Origin of the sequence: Ralstonia flaminis, assembly GCF_958415495.1 — a bacterium.
GTDB classification, from domain to species: Bacteria; Pseudomonadota; Gammaproteobacteria; order Burkholderiales; family Burkholderiaceae; genus Ralstonia; species Ralstonia flaminis.
In genome coordinates this window covers 104,302-119,772 of the sequence record NZ_CATZLL010000014.1, presented here as the reverse complement: position 1 = coordinate 119,772, position 15,471 = coordinate 104,302, and the positions used below count along the sequence as shown (strand labels likewise).

Below are 15,471 nucleotides of genomic sequence, written 5' to 3'. Positions count from 1 at the left end.
AAGCGCAAAGCGCACTTGGCGTCGCTTCAGGTTTGGGTGGGCACAGGAGTTGCACACACCGTTGCTATGATGCGGCGCAGTCTTTCTTCCACGGCGGGCACGGCGTGACGACAATCTCTCGGCGGGGTGTTTGGGCAGTGGCAGAGCAGTTCGCGCGCTATGTCGTTATTGGCGGCGGTGCGACGCTGGCGCACTACGCCGTGCTGTTTGGGCTGGTGCAGGTGGGTGTCTCGCCCTGGCGGGCATCCGTAGCCGGCAGCGTCATCGGTGCCACGCTCAACTACTTCATCAGTCGGCAGGCGGTGTTCAACAGTACGCGCGGGCATATCGGCGCGATGTTGCGATTTGGCGTGGTGGCGTTCCTGGCACTGGGGTGCAATGCCACCATCATGGCGATTGGTCTGGCGCTTGGGCTGTATTACCTCGTCGCGCAGATGTTCGCCTCGGCAATCACCGCTGTCTTCAACTTTCTGGTGCACCGGCACTGGACTTTTCGGGATGCCGCCGCCGTGGGCAGGCCGACCGGGCCGTCGCCGTAATCAGTGCCGGCTGGCGCCGCCGCGCAGGCTTGGGGTGCTTTCGGTGGTGAATGTGACTTCGCCGATGCCGTCGGCGGGCGGGGGCGGGCCATCGTCGCGCAAGCGCTCGACCACGAGACGCACGTCGATGATGTCGGCTACGCCGGCCGCCTCCAGCGAGACAAGTGCCGCAAGCTGCGCAATGGCAAAGGTATCTGCGAGCAGTGGTGTGTCGTCGTGCAGATCGCCCGCAACGCGCGTGGATGGAGCGACGTCTGCGGCATGTGCGGGATGCTGCGCTGCATCGCGGGCCCGGTAGGCGAAGTACGCGTCGGCAAAGTGCACGCGATGCGCGTCAAATACACGCACGGCTGCGGTGAGGGCATCGTCGATCCAGACCGGATCGATGGGCTCGGTACCCTCGGATTCTGCGGGCAGGCCCGCCAGCTTCAGGGCGTAGCGGTGCGTTTGCGTGCCGGGGGCGACAAAACTCAATTCCATACAACCTCCCACTGACCGCGCACGCCATCTGGACGCGCGTCGGCTCGCCGTGTTCACTCGCCCCCCGAAGCGATCTCCAGGAATAGTAATGGAGCGCGCTCCCTTTTTGCGCGACCTCGTTCTTCTGGATGATCGCCTAAGGCTTGTCTGCAAGTGGAGACATCCACAATGTGGAGAACCCTGCGCGCGTATCAGGCAAACGGTTGCGCCGCGCGTTGCATCCTTTCGACCTAACCAAACGGTTAGCTGCTCTGCGTGTGGCCAGGGTGTAGAGTTGTGGGATGCCCAGCGTCGCCGGGCGGCTGTCGACAATCGGCAGCGACAAACGCTGACGGGAATGACGCGGGGCGCGTTTCCTTCGCGTCGACTTCGAGTACGAGGGGGCCAGAGTGAGCACATGGTCCATGTCCCCTCGCGGGAAGGGATTGCCCCGTTAACCAGCGGCTTCTATAGTCCGCCTCGATTCGTGCGCACGCAACGTGCACGGACCGGTCTGCCAGCCACCGCTGGAGTTGCAGACCACGAGACCGGTTACGGGGATCACGCCGACCGCCCCCGCCCAGCCCGACGCAAAGCATTGCGTTGTTGAGCGCTCTGGGGCGGGACGGCCGTCATCACACAGCCACCCCCGGGACTGCCGCATTCGCGAAATTGCATCGCCATGCTTGAGGACCACCACTTGTACAAGGCTGCGATCGAACATTCGCCGATAGGGATCGGCCTGTGCGCGCCGGAGGGTCGCTTCCTCGACGTGAACCGCGCTCTGTGCGTGCTGACAGGCCATGAAGCGCAGACGCTGCGCACGCGCGATCTGTTCGATCTCTGCCACCCCGATCACACCGAGCGCACGCGCGACGGCGTTGAAGCGCTGCTCTCCGGCCAGCGCGAAGCGCTGTCGATGGAAACCCGCTTTGTGCGCCAGGACGGCAGTACCGTATGGGTACAGGCCGATTTCGCGCTTGCGCATGAGATCAGCGGTGCAAGCATCGGCAAGCATCTCATCGTGCAGGTGCAGGATGTGACTGCGCGGCGCCTGGCGCTTGAGTCGCTGCGCGCTTCGGAGCAGCGCCTGTCTTATGTGCTCGATGGTGCTGGGCTTGGCACCTTCGATTGGTCGACGCGTGCGCGGCATGTGTCCTTCAATCGCCGCACGGCCGACATGCTCGGCTACGATCCCGACGATCTGCCCAACGATCCCGACGCATGGTTCTCCATGGTGCATCCGCAGGATGCGGCCCTGAGTGCGCGGCGCATCTATCGTCACCTGCGCGGTGATGTCGAGAGCTTTGAGGTAGAGCAGCGCATGCGCGGGAGCCACGGGCAGTGGATCTGGATTGCCGCACGCGGCCGCGTGACCGAGCGCGATGCACGCGGCATGGCGACACGCGTGAGCGGTACGCTGCTCGACGTCACCAAGCGCCGAGCCATGCTCGACCAGGCGCATCACCTTGCGCTGCATGACCCGCTGACCGATTTGCCCAACGCACGCCTGTTGCGCGACCGGTTGTTCATCGCCATTCAAGCTGCGCGTCGTTCCCGCGGTCAGGTGGCGGTTGTCTTTATCGACCTGGACCGCTTCAAGCCTGTTAACGACGAATACGGTCACGGCGTAGGAGACCTGGTTCTCAAGGCTACCGCCATGCGCTTGCGCAGTGGCCTGCGCGCGTCCGACACGGTTGCCCGATTGGGTGGCGATGAGTTTGTTGCGATCCTCACGCATTGCGCCACGCGCGACGATGTGGAGCAGACGATCGAGCGCCTGATCGATCAACTGCAGGCGCCGTTCCGTGTGGAGGGCCATGTGCTGTCGATGGGCGTGAGTGCCGGTGTGGCGCTATACCCGGCTGACGGCCACGATGCCCAGACGCTGATCCGTAATGCTGATGCCGCCATGTACGAAGTCAAGCGTGCCGGCGGCAATGGCTTTGGCTTCCATGCCTCGCTCAACTACGAGCGCCTGATGGGCATGCGATCGCGCGACCGCGACCTCGACGGCGAAGCTGACGTGCGCTGATCTGGCGCACAAAACAAACGGCCCGCCGCAAGGGCAGGCCGCTTTCACCAAATGCCGGGGCGGGCATCAGCCCGCTCACGCCACTCAGAACGTGTAGCGCAAGTACAGCTCGTTCAGATCTGTACCCGGGTTCGGACGCTTGATCGACGCGTTCGAGAGGTGCTCGAAGCGGTAGCCAACTTGGAACTGTTGCTTGCTGCCGAAGGCCACGCCCACGCCAATCATGTCGGAGAACTGGAAGGCCGTGCTGAAGTTGTGCTCGTCCGACGTGCGGGTGTGCGACAACAGGCGCGGGCCGACGCCAGCCTCGATGAACGGCACCCACGAGCCGCCGCGCTTTTCAATGCGGAACAGCGGCGTTACGCCAAACTCGGTGATGTTCTGGCGGTTGGTGCCTTGCGTCGAACGCCATTGACCCAGTGCCACTTCCCAGTCCAGGTTCACGAACCAGCCTTCCGGGTTGCCCCAGTGGAAGCCCGAATCGAAATCCAGGTCAACGCCGTACTTCTCGATGCCGTGGCGGTTGTCCTTGCCGTAGATCACACGCACGGACGGGTCGGCCTGGGCGGGCAGGGCGGCAAACAGCGAGGCGGCACCGAGTGCGGCGGCCATGAGCTTGACGGAGCGGGGGAGTGTCGATCGGATCATCGGAGAGAGCGGCAGAAGCGGTTGTGCAGCGCGCGATTTACGGCAACGGCAACGGCCGGCCACGCGCGCAGCGAACATGGCGGCAGACAAACAGACAGCCGAGACAGCGACGTGGCAAGCGCAATTTGCGTACCCGAGGCAATCAGACTAGGCCGAAAAATTCCGACGATTATAGGGGGAATGACCGCACCGCGTGCGGCTCCCTATACACAAGACAGTGTTGCCGACGACGAAATGTCAGTCGCTGGCAACACAGGGGGGGCGTGGGGTTACTGCGCAGTGGGTGCGGAAGCCGGCTGTAGCGCGGCCTGGCCGACCACCGGCACCTCGCCGTGCCAGCCGCCGCCCAGTGCCTTGACCAACAGCACCGCTGCCGAATACTGCTTGCCTTGCAGAGTAAGCAGCGTGCGTTCGGCGGTGTAGGCGGTTGCCTGTGTGGTGATGACTTCGAGGAAGCTGACCGTACCCGCGCGGTAGCGGTTCAGGTCAATGCTTGCCGCCTGCTGGGCTGCCTTGACCGCTTCGGCCTGCACCTCAAGTTCCCGCGCCTGCCAGCGCAGGGCTGCCAAGTTGTCCTCGACATCTTGGAAGGCGCCGAGCACCGTCTGACGATACGTCGCCACCGATCCGTCGTAGGCCGCTCCGGCCTTATCCACCGCTGCCGAACGCGCACCGCCGTCGAACAGCGTGGCGGCAAGGGTCGGGCCGATTGACCAGATGCGGCTTGGCAGCGTTGCCAGGTGTGACAGCGTATTCGCCGCGAGCCCTGTCGAGCCTCCCAGGGTGAGCGTCGGGAAGTAAGCGGCTTTTGCTACGCCAATCTGCGCGTTGGCGGCGGCCATGTTGCGCTCGGCGGCGGCTACATCGGGGCGGCGCTCCAGGATGGCCGACGGAATCTCCAGCGGGATGTCCGGTATGGTCGGCAATTCATAGAAGTTGGTTGCCTTTTGGGTCGGCAGGGAGAATTCTGCCGGCGGCTTGCCGATCAGCACCGCAATGGCGTGCTCTAGCTGGGCTCGCGAGACCTCCGCGTCAAGCAGGAGCGCCTGCGCCTGCTTGAGCTGTGTTTGCGCGGAAAGCACATCGGAGCGCTGTGCCACGCCCACCGCGTACTGGTTTTCCGTGAGCTTCAGGAAACGCTCGTAATCGGCCACGGTGCGTTGCAGCACGGCCTTTTGGGTGTCCGTGACCAACAGTTGAAAGTAGTCCTGCGCGAGTGTCGCCTGCGCAGAGAGCAGGGCTGCGGCGAGGTTTCCGGCGCTGGCTTCGGCACTGGCCTTGTTTGCCTCGACATTGCGGCGGATGCTGCCCCACAGGTCCAGCTCCCAGCTTGCGTTGAGCGACAGGCTCTGCGAGTTGAGCAGGCTTGGGTTGCCGACTGACAGGCTGCCGTCCGGGTTGACGGTGGTGCGCACTGAGCGGCTGCGCGTGGCCGAGGCACTCGCTCCTAAGGTCGGAAAGAAGGATGCCTGCGCTGACTGCACCAGCGCCTGCGCCTGGCGATATTGCGCCTCAGCCACCGCGATGTTCTGGTTGGCGGCGGCCACCTGTTCTTCTAGAGCGTTCAGTTGTGGGTCGTTGAAAATCTCCCACCATTTGCCGCGGGCGATGGCGTCGCTCGGGTTGGCGACCTTCCAGTCGCCGGCTTCCTTGTACTGCTGAGGCACCTCGGTGTCGGGGCGCTGGTAGTCGGGGCCGACCGCGCAGGCGGTCAGCAGTGCGCAGGCAGCCAGCGCCGTCGCGCTCAACAACGTGCGCGGCAGCAGGCGGGGTGTGCGGTGGGCTTGATTGCCTCTTTTCATCATGTCGAGCTTCCTTGCGAACCCAAAGAGGGCAACGGTGTGTCTTTCGTGCGGCCGGCGCGGCGCAGGCGCAGGCGGTCCAGCGCCAGGTAGACCACTGGCGTGGTGTAGAGCGTCAGGATCTGGCTGACCAACAGGCCGCCGACGATGGAAATACCCAGCGGCGTGCGCAGTTCGGCACCGTCGCCGTGGCCGAGTGCGAGCGGCAGGGCGCCAAGCAGTGCCGCCATCGTTGTCATCAGGATCGGCCGGAAGCGCAGTACGCAGGCGTGGAAGATGGCATCAGCCGGGCTCATGCCCTGGCTGCGCTCGGCCTCCAGCGCAAAGTCGATCATCATGATCGCGTTCTTCTTGACGATGCCGATCAGCAGGATCACGCCAATCAACGCAATGATCGAGAAGTCCGTATCGGTAATGATCAACGCCAACAGCGCCCCCACGCCGGCCGACGGCAGCGTCGACAGAATCGTGATCGGGTGCACGTAGCTCTCGTACAGAATGCCCAGCACGATGTAGATCGTGATGAGCGCGAACAGGATCAGCACCGGCTGGCTGGAGAGCGAATCCTGGAACGCCTTGGCGGTGCCCTGGAAACTGCCGTGCACGGAGGTCGGCACGCCGATGCGGTTCATGGTGTCCTGAATCTCCTGCGTGGCAGTGGACAGCGACGCTCCAGGCGCGAGGTTGAACGAGATGGTGCTGGCTGCAAACTGCCCTTGGTGGTTGACCGCCAGCGCCGTGTTGGTTGGCTCGTAGTGCGAGAAGGTGGACAGCGGCACCTGCGCGCCGGACGACGTGATGACGTAGATGTCGCGCAGGCCTTCAGGGTTTTGCCAGTACTGTGGCGCCGCTTCCATCACCACCCGGTACTGGTTGAGCGGGTTGTAGATGGTGGACACCTGGCGTTGGCCGAATGCGTCGTTCAGCGCATTGTCGATATCGGCGGGGTTGATGCCTAGCGATTTGGCCTTGTCGCGGTCGATCACGAGCGTGGTTTGCAGGCCCTTGTCCTGCGTATCGGTGTTGACATCCACCAGCGACTTGGCCTGCATGAGCGCCTGCTTGATCTTCGGATCCCATTCGCGCAGCTCATTGAGGTCGTCCGCCTGCAGCGTGTACTGGTACTGCGCATTGCTGGCTCGGCCCCCCACGCGAATGTCCTGCACCGATTGCAGGAACAGCGTGGCACCCGGCTCCTGCGCAAGTTTGCCGCGCAACCGGTTGATGACTTGGTCGGCCGACAATTTGCGCTCGGCCAGTGGCTTGAGTTGAAGGAACATCTGCCCGGTGTTGCGCTGGCTGCCGCCGGTGAAGCCCACCACGTTTTCCACGGCCGGGTCTTGCCGCACGATGGTGATGAAGTCCGTCAGCTTGGTGCGCATGGCCTGGAACGAGATCGCCTGGTCAGCCTGGATGAAACCGATAACGCGGCCCGTGTCCTGCTGCGGGAAGAAGCCCTTCGGCACGATGATGTACAGATAGACGTTCAGACACACCGTCGCAAACAGGATCAGCAGCGTGAGCCAGCTATGACGCAGCGCCCAGGCCAGTGAGTTGCGATAGATGTCGAGCAGTAGGGTGAAGAAGCCTTCGGTCTTGCGGTGAAACCAACCGTATTCCTCTTCGTTGGCGGGCTTGAGCAAGCGGGCGCACATCATCGGGGTGGTGGTAAGCGACACCACCAGCGACACCAGAATGGCCACCGACAGCGTCACCGCAAACTCGCGGAACAATCGGCCGACAATGCCGCCCATCAGCAGCAGCGGAATGAACACGGCAATCAGCGAGAAGCTCATCGACACGACCGTGAAGCCCACCTCGCGCGCGCCCTTGAGCGCGGCCTGCATGGGCCGCATGCCGTTTTCGATGTGCCGTGAGACGTTTTCCAGCACCACGATGGCATCGTCGACCACGAAGCCGGTCGCCACCGTCAATGCCATGAGCGAGAGGTTGTCGAGGCTGTAGCCGCACAGGTACATCACCCCGAAGGTGCCGATGAGCGATACCGGCACGGCCACACTGGGGATGAGCGTAGCCCGCACGTTGCGCAGGAACAGGAACACCACCATGATCACCAGCGCAATGGACAGCACAAGCGTGCGTTCCACGTCTTTTAGCGAGGCGCGGATGGTGGGGGTGCGGTCCATCATCACGTCCAGGTTGATCTGGGCGGGAATGGTGTTGCGCAGATAGGGCAGCGTCTCGTTAATGGCGTCGACGGTGTCGATGATGTTGGCGCCCGGCTGCCGGCTGATGATGAGCAGCACCGAGGCCTTGCCGTTGGCCGAGCCGTAGTTGCGGATGTCCTGCACGCTGTCGGTCACTTCTGCCACGTCAGACAGTCGTACCGGGGCGCCATTGTTGTAGGCGATGATCAGCGGCTTGTATTCGGCGGCTTTCTTGGCCTGATCATTGGCAAAGATCGTCCACACGCGATCGCCGGATTCCACCATGCCCTTGGGCCGGTTGGCGTTGGTGGAGGTGATGATGGTGCGCACGGTCTCCATCGAGATGCCGTACTTGTTCAACGCGGCCGGGTTCAACTCCACGCGCACCGCCGGCAGCGACGCGCCGCCGATGGTCACCTGGCCCACACCAGTGATTTGCGACAGCTTCTGCGCCAGGATACTTGACGCCGCGTCGTACAGCTCGCCGCGCGACATGGTGTCCGACGTCAGCCCAAGAATCATGATCGGCGCGTCTGCCGGGTTGACCTTGCGGTACGTCGGGTTGCTCGGCAGGCCAGACGGCAGCAGGCTGCGCGACGCGTTGATCGCGGCCTGCACATCGCGTGCCGCGCCGTCGATGTCACGCGACAGATCGAACTGCAGCGTGATGCGTGACGAGCCCAGCGAACTGGACGACGTCATCTCCGTAATGCCGGCGATGCGGCCGAGCGAGCGCTCCAGCGGCGTTGCCACGGTGGCAGCCATTGTCTCGGGGCTGGCGCCGGGCAGCGAAGCACTGACCGAGATGGTTGGAAAATCCACCTGCGGCAGCGGCGATACCGGCAGTAAGCGGAACGCCGCCATGCCCGCCAGCGCCACGCCAATGGTCAGCAGTGCCGTGGCAACCGGCCGTGCGATGAAGGTGGCGGACAGGTTCATGGCTGGCTGCCCGGTTGATCGGCGCCTGGTGTGCCGCGGCTACGGGCGGCCGTGCGGCGCTCTCGCCAGTTGCGCAGGCGCAGTCCCAGGCCGTCGAATGCCAGATAGATGACCGGCGTCGTGAACAGCGTCAGCACTTGGCTGACCAGCAGGCCGCCCACCATGGTGATGCCCAGCGGCTGGCGCAGCTCCGAGCCCACACCCGTGCCGAGCATCAACGGCAGCGCGCCCAGCAGGGCTGCCATGGTCGTCATCAGAATCGGCCGGAAGCGCAGCAGACACGCTTGGTAGATCGCATCGCGCGGCTTCATGCCTTGCTCGCGCTCGGCCTCCAGCGCGAAGTCGATCATCATGATCGCGTTCTTCTTGACGATACCGATCAGCAGGATGATGCCGATGATGCCGATGATGCCCATGTCCTTGCCGGCAATCAGCAAGGACAGCAGCGCACCCACACCGGCCGAGGGCAGCGTCGATAGAATCGTCACCGGGTGAATCGTGCTTTCGTACAGCACGCCCAGCACGATGTACATCGTGATGATGGCGGCCAGGATCAGCCAGAGCTGGTTGGACAGGGCGGCCTGGAATGCCAGGGCCGCACCCTGGAAGCTGGTCGCCATGCTGAGCGGCAGGCCGATTTCCTGCTCGACAGCCTTGATGGTTTCCACAGCCGCGCCCAATGATGCACCCGGCGCCACGTTGAACGAAATGGTGGCGGACGGAAACTGACCCTGATGATTAACCACCAACGAGCCCGGTTGTTCGACCACCGTGGCAAAGGCACCCAGCGGCACCTGCTGCACTGTCGATCCGTTGCTGGATGGCACATGGAGGTCATACAGCGACTGCGGGCCGGCATGCATGCCCGGGTCGTTTTCCAGCACCACGCGGTATTGATTCGACTGCGTGAAGATGGTCGACACCAGGCGTTGGCCGTAGGCGCTGTACAGCGCGCTGTCGACCGCCGCCATCGTGATGCCGTACACCGCTGCCTTGTCGCGGTCCACCTGCACATAGGCGCGCAGGCCGTTGTCCTGCAGGTCGCTCGCCACATCGCGCAGTTCGTGGGTCTGCTTCAGGCGCTCAACCAGCTTGGGCACCCATTTCGACAGGTTTGCCGGGTCCGGGTCTTCCACCGTGAACTGGTATTGCGTGCGGCTGACGCGGTCTTCAATCGTCAGATCCTGCACCGGCTGCATATATAGCGAGATACCGGCTACCTTGGCCAGCTCGGGCTGCAGGCGCTGGATGATTTCGCTCGCATCGGCGTCGCGCTGGTCCTTCGGCTTGAGGTTGATCAGCATGCGGCCGCTGTTGAGCGTGGTGTTCGTGCCATCCACACCAATGAACGACGACAGACTTTCCACCGCCGGGTCTTTCAACACCACTTCGGCCAGCTTCTGCTGGCGCTCGGCCATTGCCGAGAACGAGATCGACTGCGTTGCATCCGAAATACCCTGGATCACGCCCGTGTCCTGCACCGGGAAGAAACCCTTGGGCACCACCACATACAGCACGCCCGTCAGCACCAGCGTGCCAATGGCCACCAGCAGCGTGCTCTTCTGGCGGTCGAGCACCCACTGCAGCATGCGGCCGTAGTGCGCGATGATGTTGTCGAAGAACGCGCCGGCAGCGTGATAGAAGCGGGTCTGCTCCGCTTCGGGAATGTGCTTGAGCAGGCGTGCGCACATCATCGGCGTGAGCGTGAGCGACACCACTGCCGAAATCAGAATCGACACCGCCAGCGTGATGGCGAATTCGCGGAACAACCGGCCCACCACGTCGCCCATGAACAGCAGCGGAATGAGCACCGCAATCAGCGAGAAGGTGAGCGAGATGATGGTGAAGCCGATCTGCTTGGAGCCCTTGAGTGCCGCCTCCATGGGCGGGTCGCCTTCTTCAATGTAGCGGGCGATGTTCTCGATCATGACGATGGCATCGTCCACCACAAAGCCCGTGGCAATCGTGAGCGCCATCAGCGTCAGGTTGTTGATCGAGAACCCGGTCAGGTACATCACGCCAAACGTACCCACCAGAGACAGCGGCACCGCCACGGCAGGAATGACGGTGGCCGGCACGTTGCGCAGGAACAGGAAGATCACCATCACCACCAGCGCCACGGCCAGCATCAGCTCGAACTGCACATCCGAAACGGAGGCACGGATGGTGGTGGTGCGGTCGGTCAGCAGCGCCACATCCACGTTGCCGGGCAGGGTGTCCTTCAACTGTGGCAGCAGGGCCTTGGCGCGGTTCACCACCTCGATCACGTTGGCGCCCGGCTGGCGCTGCACGTTCAGGATGATGGCGGGCGTGGTGTTGGCCCAGGCGGCCAGCTTGCTGTTTTCGGCACCGTCGATGATCTGCGCCACATCGGACAGGCGAATGGGTGCGCCGTTCTTGTAGGCGACGATCATCTTGCTGTACTCAGCGGCGGACTTGAGCTGATCGTTGGCGTCGATGGTGGATGCCCGCATCGGGCCGTCGAAGCTGCCCTTGGCGCCGTTCACGTTGGCCGTGCCGATGGCGGTGCGGATGTCATCGATCGACAGACCCAGCGACGCCAGTGCCGACGTGTTGGCCTGAACGCGCACTGCCGGCCGCTGGCCGCCGCTGATGCTCACCAGGCCAATACCCGGTAATTGCGAAAGCTTTTGCGCGATGCGTGTGTCGACCAGGTCTTCCAGCTTGGGCAACGGCATCGTGTTGGAGGTGATCGCCAGCGTCAGGATCGGCGCATCTGCCGGGTTGACCTTGCTGTAGATCGGCGGCATCGGCAGGTCGGTCGGCAGGAGGTTGCCGGCTGCGTTGATGGCCGCCTGCACTTCCTGCTCGCCAATGTCGAGCGAGAGCGACAGATCAAACTGCAGCGTGATGACCGAGGCGCCGCCCGAGCTGGACGATGTCATCTGCTTCAGGCCTGGCATCTGGCCGAACTGCCGCTCCAGCGGTGCGGTGATGGACGATGTCATCACGTCCGGGCTCGCGCCCGGATACAGCGTTGTCACCTGGATGGTCGGGTAGTCGACCTCGGGCAGCGCAGAGAGCGGCAGCATCCGGTACGCCACCAGGCCCGACAGCAGGATGGCGACCATCAACAGGGTGGTCGCCACGGGCCGGAGGATAAAAATTCGGGAGGGATTCATGCCAGCTCGGAACAGAAGACTTCGTCAGGCGAGTGCGCGAGGCACGGCTTACTGCTTGGCGGCAGGCGCGCTCGCAGCGGGCGCCGAAGCGCCACCCTGGCCACGGCGATGGCGACCACCCTGGTGGGTCTGGCCCGCAGCAGGGGCGCTTGCCGCATTGGCCGCACCAGGTTGGATCACTTCCACAGGCGCACCGTCGCGTAGCTTGTCGGCGCCGTCAATGACTACGCGCTCGCCGGGTTGCAAGCCAGAGGTGACCGAGACGCGCTCGCCTTCGGTCACGCCCAGCTTGACCACACGCAGCGTCACATTGCTGTCCTGGCCGACGATGTAGACAAACGTGCCTTGCGTACCGCGCTGGATGGCGGCGCCCGGCACGATCACCTGGTCGTGCAGCGTATCGACGCGCATGCGCACGTTGACGAACTGGTTGGGGAACAGCGCGGCGTTCTGGTTCGGGAACTGTGCGCGCAGCTTGACCGTGCCAGTGGTGTTGTCGATCTGGTTATCCACCGTCATCAGCGTGCCATGTGCGAGCACCGTGGTCTGCGCGCGGTCCCAGGCGTCCACCGGCAACTTTTCGCCGGACTGCAGGCGTGGCATGACCTTGGGCAGGCTGTCTTCGGGAATGGAGTAGATGACCGTCATCGGGTCGATCTGCGTGATGACGACGATGCCGTTGGTGTCCGACGCGTGCACAATGTTGCCCGGGTCCACTTGGCGCAGACCTACGCGGCCCGACACCGGCGCAGTGATGCGCGTGTAGGACAGTTGCACACGGGCGTTGTCGACGTTGCCCTGGTCCAGTTTGACCGTGCCTTCATACTGGCGCACCAGCGAGGCCTGGGTGTCCACCTGTTGCTTGGAGATGGAATCCTGCGCGGCCAGCGTCTGATAACGCTGCAGGTCAAGCTTGGCGTTCTGCAGCAGAGCTTGGTCGCGGGCAAGCTGGCCCTGTGCCTGCAGCAATTGCGCCTGATAGGTGGCCGGGTCGATTTCAGCCAGCAGGTCGCCGGCCTTTACGTTCTGCCCCTCGGTAAAGTTGACGCGCACAAGCTGACCGTCCACACGGCTCTTGACGGTCACGTTGGCCACGGGCGTCACGTTGCCCAATGCCGAGATCACCACATTGATATCGCCCTTCGTGGCGGTGGCCACCATCACGGGCATCGGCTTGTTGGCCATGGCTGCGCCGCGTCCACCCGAGCCGCCTCGGCCCGCGCCACCGGGGCCGCCGGCGTTGCGGTGCGTCGCGTGCCAGACCGCATAGCCGATCAGCACCAGGATGACGAGCACCACCCAGATCCCCCAGCGACGGCGTTTGCCGCCCTCGCGCGGGGGCGGCAACAGCGTCGGCGAGACGCCATCATGCGTCTCGTGCGTGCCGCGGTCCGCATCTTTATGACCGGCGTTTTTATTGTTGCCGCGTTCAGGGTCCATCGCCTCGGACATGTCGTGCTTCCTGGTTGGATCAATATGGGGACGAGCGCACATGATACCCGGCGCCCATTCCAGTCAGACCGCAGCTTAAAGGCATCGTCTTTGCGCAGAATTAGTCGCGCCGCGGGTTGTATTACGCCAGATTACAAACCTATTCGGCTGTTACCGCGCGAAACAATATGGCGTTAGTGCATCGACGCTTCGCGCGCGTGACAATCGTTATCATGAGCACACTTTCAAGCGTCCCCCTCCAGACATGAGCGGCACCAAGATCCTTGTCGTCGATGACGACGTCGAACTGCGCGACCTGCTGCGCGAATACCTGACCCAGCAGAGCTTTGCTGTCTCGGTGATGCACGACGGCGATGGTCTGGCCGCCCGGCTCGAGCGCGAGCGCCCGGCGCTCGTGGTGCTCGACCTGATGATGCCCAAGGTGGACGGCTTGTCAGCCCTGCGTGATCTGCGCGCCCGCAACGACGACGTGCCAGTCATCCTGCTCACGGCCCGCAGCGACGAGATCGACCGCATCATCGGCCTGGAGATCGGCGCGGATGATTACCTCGGCAAGCCGTTCTCGCCGCGTGAACTGTTGGCGCGCATCAACGCCGTGCTGCGCCGCCGCCAGGCGGTACCGGCTTCTGCACCTGAAGACCGTGACAGCTTCGCCTTCGGCCCGTTCAAGCTCAACTTCCGCATGCGCACGCTGTTCCGTGGCGATCGCGCCCTGTCCATCAGCGACACGGAGTTTGCGCTGCTTAAGCTGCTGATTGCGCATGCCATGCAGGTGCTGACGCGCGAGCACATCGTTGAATTGATGTATGGCCCGGGCAGCGGTGTGTCCGACCGTGGGATCGACGTACAGATCTGGCGACTGCGCCGCGTGCTGGATGAAGATGCCCAGCGCCCGCGCTACATCCAGACCGTGCGCGGCCGCGGCTACACCTTCGTGCCGGACGAGCGGGAAGAGCAGGACGTGCGCGATGAAGTTCAAGGCTAGATTCGACACGCTGTTCGGCCGGTTGGCCGGGCTGATCGTGGTGGTGCTGGTGCTGAGCCATTTTTCGTGGCTCGGCGTGCTGCGCTCCGAACGGCGCGAGCGGCAATACCAGGCGTCGGTCGATCAGATGGCCTTCCAGTTGCAGGCCTTCCAGGCGGTGATGGATGGCCACCTGCGCGCGAAGTTGCCAGACCTAGTGGTCGAAACCAATGAAGCGCCTGCGGGTGATGCGCTATCGGCATCGGACAAATCCGCAGAGCTTGCGCGGCAGCTTGCCCGCCGCCTGCCCGCTGGTACGGAATTGCGACTGGAGGCCGCGGCCACCCCTCGGGTGTTCGTGCGTTTTCCGCAGCGCGACAAATGGATCGCGATGCCGCTCGTTTGGGTGCATGCGCCGCCCACCATCTCGGCCGTGGTGCCGGGGGTGATGGTGGTGCTGGCGATTGCCATTGCGTTTTCATTGTTTGCCGCCTGGCAGATCCAGCGCCCGGTGCGCGCGCTGGCCGAGGCTGCGGGTGCGCTGGCACGGCGCCGCTATGTGGCGCCGCTCAAGGAGCGCGGTCCGTACGAGCTGCGCCAGTTGACCGACCAGTTCAACCACATGGCCGCCGATCTTTCGGCCACCGATGAAGAGCGCAACACCATGCTGGCCGGTATTGCGCATGATTTGAAAACGCCACTCTCGCGCCTGCGCCTGCGTGCTGAGATGCTGGCTGACCAGAAGGCTGGCGCCGGCATCGAGCGCGATGTTGAATCCATGTCGGCCATCGTGGAGCAGTTTCTCGCCTATGCGCAGAGCGGTGATAGCGAGGCGCGTGAGGTGACGGTCGATCGCCATCTGCGTGGGCTGGTGCAGCCGTTTGCCGAGCAAGGCAAGCATGTCGCGTTGGACTTGCACGCGGGGGACCGCTTCCGCCTTAAGCCGACGCACCTGGAGCGCATCGTCGTGAATCTGCTCGACAACGCGTTTGCTTACGGTGCGCAGCCCGTCAACGTCTGCACGGCATCGGATGAGCGCGGCTTTACGCTCACGGTGGAAGACCATGGCGCGGGCATTCCCTCGGCCGATTTTGATCGGGTAATGCGTCCGTTCGTCCGCCTGGACCCGGCGCGCGGCGGCAACGCGCACTGCGGGCTGGGTCTGGCAATTGTCGATCGGCTGGTGCGACATCTTGGCGGCGACCTGTCGATCGGGCCGGCTGCGAGCGACGCCCCGACGCCGGGTTTTCGCGTCACCATGCGGTTTCCCATGCCGGCCGCGGCAGCCTGACCGCCTGACATACGGGCCGGCGGTTTCGTAA

Annotated in this window: 10 protein-coding genes; 4 read left to right on the top strand and 6 right to left on the bottom strand. The window is 63.9% G+C overall.

Annotation, left to right across the window (positions count from 1 at the left end):
- Positions 1 to 104 precede the first annotated feature (104 nt).
- Positions 105 to 539, top strand: coding sequence for a GtrA family protein (locus tag R2N11_RS20105; RefSeq protein ID WP_316682152.1), 435 nt, complete (start codon positions 105 to 107; stop codon positions 537 to 539).
- Here R2N11_RS20105 and R2N11_RS20100 read toward each other — a convergent pair whose 3' ends face one another.
- Positions 540 to 1,019 (bottom strand): hypothetical protein, encoded by a 480-nt coding sequence (locus R2N11_RS20100; protein WP_199031167.1) that lies wholly within the window; start codon positions 1,017 to 1,019, stop codon positions 540 to 542.
- A gap of 661 nt (positions 1,020 to 1,680) precedes the next feature.
- Here R2N11_RS20100 and R2N11_RS20095 point away from each other — a divergent pair.
- Positions 1,681 to 3,033, top strand: a complete 1,353-nt coding sequence (locus R2N11_RS20095; protein ID WP_199031168.1) for a sensor domain-containing protein — start codon at positions 1,681 to 1,683, stop codon at positions 3,031 to 3,033.
- An 84-nt stretch (positions 3,034 to 3,117) separates the two neighbouring features.
- Here R2N11_RS20095 and R2N11_RS20090 read toward each other — a convergent pair whose 3' ends face one another.
- From R2N11_RS20090 to R2N11_RS20070, 5 genes are all read right to left on the bottom strand, one after another.
- Complete coding sequence (locus tag R2N11_RS20090) at positions 3,118 to 3,681, bottom strand: acyloxyacyl hydrolase (protein ID WP_199031169.1); 564 nt, start codon at positions 3,679 to 3,681, stop codon at positions 3,118 to 3,120.
- A gap of 269 nt (positions 3,682 to 3,950) precedes the next feature.
- Entirely contained in the window at positions 3,951 to 5,483 is a 1,533-nt protein-coding gene (locus R2N11_RS20085; protein WP_316682198.1) for an efflux transporter outer membrane subunit, read from the bottom strand.
- Positions 5,483 to 8,590 (bottom strand): multidrug efflux RND transporter permease subunit, encoded by a 3,108-nt coding sequence (locus R2N11_RS20080; protein ID WP_199031170.1) that lies wholly within the window; start codon positions 8,588 to 8,590, stop codon positions 5,483 to 5,485. The genes R2N11_RS20085 and R2N11_RS20080 overlap by 1 nt, the downstream gene beginning before the upstream one ends.
- Entirely contained in the window at positions 8,587 to 11,733 is a 3,147-nt protein-coding gene (locus tag R2N11_RS20075; RefSeq protein ID WP_316682151.1) for an MdtB/MuxB family multidrug efflux RND transporter permease subunit, read from the bottom strand. Before R2N11_RS20075 ends, R2N11_RS20080 begins: the two co-directional genes overlap by 4 nt.
- A gap of 48 nt (positions 11,734 to 11,781) precedes the next feature.
- Positions 11,782 to 13,185 (bottom strand): MdtA/MuxA family multidrug efflux RND transporter periplasmic adaptor subunit, encoded by a 1,404-nt coding sequence (locus R2N11_RS20070; RefSeq protein WP_199031172.1) that lies wholly within the window; start codon positions 13,183 to 13,185, stop codon positions 11,782 to 11,784.
- Positions 13,186 to 13,429: 244 nt separating this feature from the next.
- Between R2N11_RS20070 and R2N11_RS20065 the strand changes: the two genes are divergently transcribed.
- Together R2N11_RS20065 and R2N11_RS20060 are read left to right on the top strand one after the other, a co-directional pair.
- Positions 13,430 to 14,170: a response regulator gene (locus tag R2N11_RS20065; protein WP_199031173.1), complete on the top strand. Its 741-nt coding sequence runs from the start codon at positions 13,430 to 13,432 to the stop codon at positions 14,168 to 14,170.
- A complete protein-coding gene (locus R2N11_RS20060) occupies positions 14,154 to 15,440 on the top strand; it encodes an ATP-binding protein (protein ID WP_199031174.1) in 1,287 nt (428 codons plus the stop codon). Before R2N11_RS20065 ends, R2N11_RS20060 begins: the two co-directional genes overlap by 17 nt.
- Positions 15,441 to 15,471: the final 31 nt, after the last annotated feature.

What these genes read in the sequence shown, in the direction of transcription:
- R2N11_RS20100 (WP_199031167.1), bottom strand. Translation starts at nt 1,019, where the DNA reads ATGGAATTGAGTTTTGTCGCCCCCGGCACGCAAACGCACCGCTACGCC.
- R2N11_RS20065 (WP_199031173.1), top strand. Translation starts at nt 13,430, where the DNA reads ATGAGCGGCACCAAGATCCTTGTCGTCGATGACGACGTCGAACTGCGC.
- R2N11_RS20080 (WP_199031170.1), bottom strand. Translation starts at nt 8,590, where the DNA reads ATGAACCTGTCCGCCACCTTCATCGCACGGCCGGTTGCCACGGCACTG.
- R2N11_RS20085 (WP_316682198.1), bottom strand. Translation starts at nt 5,483, where the DNA reads ATGAAAAGAGGCAATCAAGCCCACCGCACACCCCGCCTGCTGCCGCGC.
- R2N11_RS20095 (WP_199031168.1), top strand. Translation starts at nt 1,681, where the DNA reads ATGCTTGAGGACCACCACTTGTACAAGGCTGCGATCGAACATTCGCCG.
- R2N11_RS20070 (WP_199031172.1), bottom strand. Translation starts at nt 13,185, where the DNA reads ATGTCCGAGGCGATGGACCCTGAACGCGGCAACAATAAAAACGCCGGT.
- R2N11_RS20090 (WP_199031169.1), bottom strand. Translation starts at nt 3,681, where the DNA reads ATGATCCGATCGACACTCCCCCGCTCCGTCAAGCTCATGGCCGCCGCA.
- R2N11_RS20075 (WP_316682151.1), bottom strand. Translation starts at nt 11,733, where the DNA reads ATGAATCCCTCCCGAATTTTTATCCTCCGGCCCGTGGCGACCACCCTG.
- R2N11_RS20060 (WP_199031174.1), top strand. Translation starts at nt 14,154, where the DNA reads ATGAAGTTCAAGGCTAGATTCGACACGCTGTTCGGCCGGTTGGCCGGG.